4 protein-coding genes and 1 pseudogene are annotated in these 3,245 nt (G+C 40.8%); 4 read left to right on the forward strand and 1 reads right to left on the reverse strand.

The features are described from left to right. Positions 1-128 precede the first annotated feature (128 nt). Positions 129-929, forward strand: a pseudogene (locus tag DC498_RS25775) (RHS repeat domain-containing protein); the annotation flags it as partial. Continuing rightward, positions 910-1,353, forward strand: coding sequence for a hypothetical protein (locus DC498_RS25780; protein ID WP_116877003.1), 444 nt, complete (start codon positions 910-912; stop codon positions 1,351-1,353). The pseudogene DC498_RS25775 and the gene DC498_RS25780, both read left to right, overlap by 20 nt. Before the next feature lie 132 nt (positions 1,354-1,485). On the opposite strand, the gene DC498_RS25785 is transcribed toward DC498_RS25780, so the two are convergent. Beyond that, the gene (locus DC498_RS25785; protein ID WP_116876914.1) at positions 1,486-1,827 is read right to left on the reverse strand and encodes a helix-turn-helix domain-containing protein; all 342 of its coding nucleotides are present in this window, start codon (positions 1,825-1,827) and stop codon (positions 1,486-1,488) included. 152 nt (positions 1,828-1,979) lie between these two features. Here DC498_RS25785 and DC498_RS25790 point away from each other — a divergent pair, with 152 nt between their 5' ends. Then, positions 1,980-2,183, forward strand: coding sequence for a SymE family type I addiction module toxin (locus DC498_RS25790; protein ID WP_116877004.1), 204 nt, complete (start codon positions 1,980-1,982; stop codon positions 2,181-2,183). Continuing rightward, a partial coding sequence (locus DC498_RS25795; protein ID WP_116877005.1) for a CHC2 zinc finger domain-containing protein occupies positions 2,183-3,245 on the forward strand: 1,063 nt, incomplete at its 3' end. The genes DC498_RS25790 and DC498_RS25795, both read left to right, overlap by 1 nt.

The raw sequence follows: 3,245 nt of genomic DNA on the forward strand, positions 1-3,245 counted from the left end.
TTTCTTTTCAATTGAAAAAGAAAAACCGTTATTTTTAGGGCTGTAACGTAGTTCTTTGAGTTGATGCCTGGGCGTTGGGGACGTTTTTGTAAAAGCATCAAAATGGGGATGGTAATTATTATCCGTTTGGATTAACAATGGCCGGGATAAGCTCCAAGGCACTGGCGTTCGGAGAGCCTGAAAATAAATACAAGTACAATGGTGGTAATGAATTACAGTCAAAAGAATTTTCTGATGGTAGCGGGCTTGACTGGTATGATGCAGTGCATAGAATGTATGATCCGCAAATAGGGAGGTTCCATCAAATTGATGAGTTAGCTGATGAAACCTATAATATAAGCCCATATGTATTTGCAAATAACAATCCAATACTTTTAAATGATCCATTGGGATTGACAGCGGATTCTACAAAACTTTCTACAACGCCTGAAAATGCTATCGTTTTAGAAGAAGTCGTGATTAAATCTCCTCCTAAAAAAACAGAACAACCTCAAAATAATAGTGATAATTTAACGGCACGAGATAGCAAAGCTAGCCGAACCTTAATGGGAACAGCAGCTATAATTGGTATGCTTGCTGCAGATGACGTGACTGGCGTTGGGGTAATTGATGACCCATTAATTGTTCCTGTTGCAATTGGCGGAGGTTTACTCTCATTTATTTATTATTTTGGAGAAGCTATAAATAGTGGGCTTCAAGCTTATCCAGGTTCCATGCCTCATAATCCACCTTCAATAGTTTTTTCTACAGAGAAGGATCGTACGGCCCAAGATATTATTTCAAAAGACAGAAAAGGATCAATTAATTCAGAATTTCCTGATCAATATCGAGACAAAACATTAGGCCAAATTGAGAAGGCGGCAAAGCAAGGTCAAGAAGGAGCAAAGAAAGCACTAAAACTATTGAAAGATGGAAGATTTAAAAAATAAGGAACTTATCAAAGTGATGTGGCTTCCCAATCAAGCAGAAGTCCTATTTAAAATGAAAGACGAAACTTCACTTCCAATTAAATCTGCATTGTATCCCCATATTCTTCAATATATAGATATAGTAAAATGGAGAAAAGAATATGCTCAAAAATACAATGACTGGCTAAATAAAGATGACGATTCAATTTATCAAATTGAGAATGGAATTAATATGCGGATGATAGATAGTTTAATAGAAGTTAATAAAGCATTGAGGCATGAAAAGATATTTTACTGGTTTGATATTGACAGAACTTATAATGATCACTTTCTCTGGAAGTATTGTCCGATTTCAAAAAAAGAGCTTGTAAAGCTGGGAGAAGAATTTCCTAAAATTAACTCATTAATATCACCGAATTATCCATTAGTATTTCCATTGGGATAGCTTTGCTTGCTATTGTATTGTTTAGAGTTAGTGATGTGATGATTTCTCCCAACAGTCGTAAGCGTATCGCTTGTGCCATGAATTAGAAAACTACTACCAAACTACAAAAGCCCGGCGCCGGGCTTTTGTAGTTTACGAAGCGAGCGCTTTTTTAGCTTTCGTGTTTTGTATGATGTTATCAATAACGAAGTAGAGTTTATCCTTTACATCACTATCGAGCTTTTCAATATCCTGCAGGCGCTTAATGTTTTTCTTATCAAAGCTGGCGTTAATGCCTTCACCAACCAGGTAATCCATAGATACCTCAAAAGCATCCGCGATTTTCTTTGCCGCGTCAATAGAAGGCACGGCTTCGCCGCGTTCATACTTACCGATCATCTCCCTTGATACGCCGCTATGGGTAGCCAGTTCCGTCTGGCTCCAGTCTTTTGCTTTGCGCAAATCAGCAATGATTTTACCTGTTTTTGATGCCATATAAGACCGTATTTGACTGATAATTACAATAAAGTCTAAAATTATGTAATTAAAGTGCATAAAAAAACAGCATAGTTCCATTGTGTTATGGAATTATCTATTACATTTGTGTCTGATAGTTCCGGGAGAAAAAATTTATAAAATTTATCCACATGGCAAAAGAACGCATCCGAAAAGTAAAGCTGCACGGTAAAAACCGCCCTTCAGGGCATGGCGGCTGGCTCTGTAATACTTACAAAGCAGTTCCCTGGCTGAACGTGAGCGGGCTGTGGCTGGAGCAGGCAGGCTTTAAGGTAGGCGATGCAGTGGAGATCACGGTAGAGCAAAATACACTCATCATCAAAACCGCACAGTAATGGAGCTAAGGCAGATCAAAGAGCAGCTCACCATCCGGCAGGTATTGCAGCACTACGGCTTAAAGCCCGATAAAAACAACCGGCTGCTATGCCCTTTCCACCCGGATAAAACCCCAAGCCTGCAAATTTACCCGGCAACAAATACCTTTTGCTGCTTCAGCAGCAACTGCAATGCCGGCACAGGAGATGCGATACAGTTTATAGAGCTGAAAGAAAAATGCAGCAAACATGAGGCGTTGGTAAAAGCAGCGGAAATGGTGGAAGGTGTAGGGAGTAAGGCAGAAGGGAAAACTATCGAAGCGAAACCTGCCTTGCCGGCAGCCAGGCTTTTTATCGAAGCTGATACAATAGCAAAGGAAGCTGTGCTAATGAAGCTGTTTAAATACTTTACCAAAGCCTTACCGTTATCAAAGAAAGCGGTTGATTATTTAGAAGGCAGAGCCATTAACTACAAGCAACATGAAGCAGGCTATAACTCCGGCGACTGGCATCATAAATTAAATGAGCCACATTTTATAAAAAGCTGTGAGCAATACGGCTTGCTAAAACCAAAGCCGGCAGGCGGTTACAGCGTATGGGCAAAGGACTGTATTATCTTCCCGTTAAAGAACCAGGAAGGGAAAATAATATCGTTGTATGGTCGTAGTATCACGAGCGACACAGATCAGCGAGCCGCCCCTAACGGTTCGGCCAGGCATTTTTATTTAGCGAACAGAAGCGGTTTATATCCCGGTTATCCGCAAGCAAACCTGCCTGCCGGCAGGCAGGCAAAAAAGCTGATACTTGTTGAAAGCATCATTGATGCAGCAAGTTTATTACAGCAGGAAGCAATCAAAAGTAACTACAGTGTTTTATCATTGTATGGCACGAACGGGCTAACAGAAGAACATATACAAGCCATCACCAGCCTGCCACAGCTTGAAGAAATCATCCTGATGCTTGATGCAGACGAAGCCGGCGAAGCAGCCACACACAAACATGCACATGCGTTATATACATTGCTGCCTCATGTACGCATTGCACGTACACACCTGCCATCCGGGGAAGATGTAAACAGTGTAT

Origin of the sequence: Terrimonas sp., from assembly GCF_003075435.1 — a bacterium.
In the GTDB taxonomy this organism is placed as follows: Bacteria; Bacteroidota; Bacteroidia; order Chitinophagales; family Chitinophagaceae; genus Agriterribacter.

Excerpts from the sequence above, each read along its gene's own strand:
- DC498_RS25780 (WP_116877003.1), top strand. The coding sequence starts at position 910 with ATGGAAGATTTAAAAAATAAGGAACTTATCAAAGTGATGTGGCTTCCC.
- DC498_RS25785 (WP_116876914.1), bottom strand. The coding sequence starts at position 1,827 with ATGGCATCAAAAACAGGTAAAATCATTGCTGATTTGCGCAAAGCAAAA.
- DC498_RS25790 (WP_116877004.1), top strand. The coding sequence starts at position 1,980 with ATGGCAAAAGAACGCATCCGAAAAGTAAAGCTGCACGGTAAAAACCGC.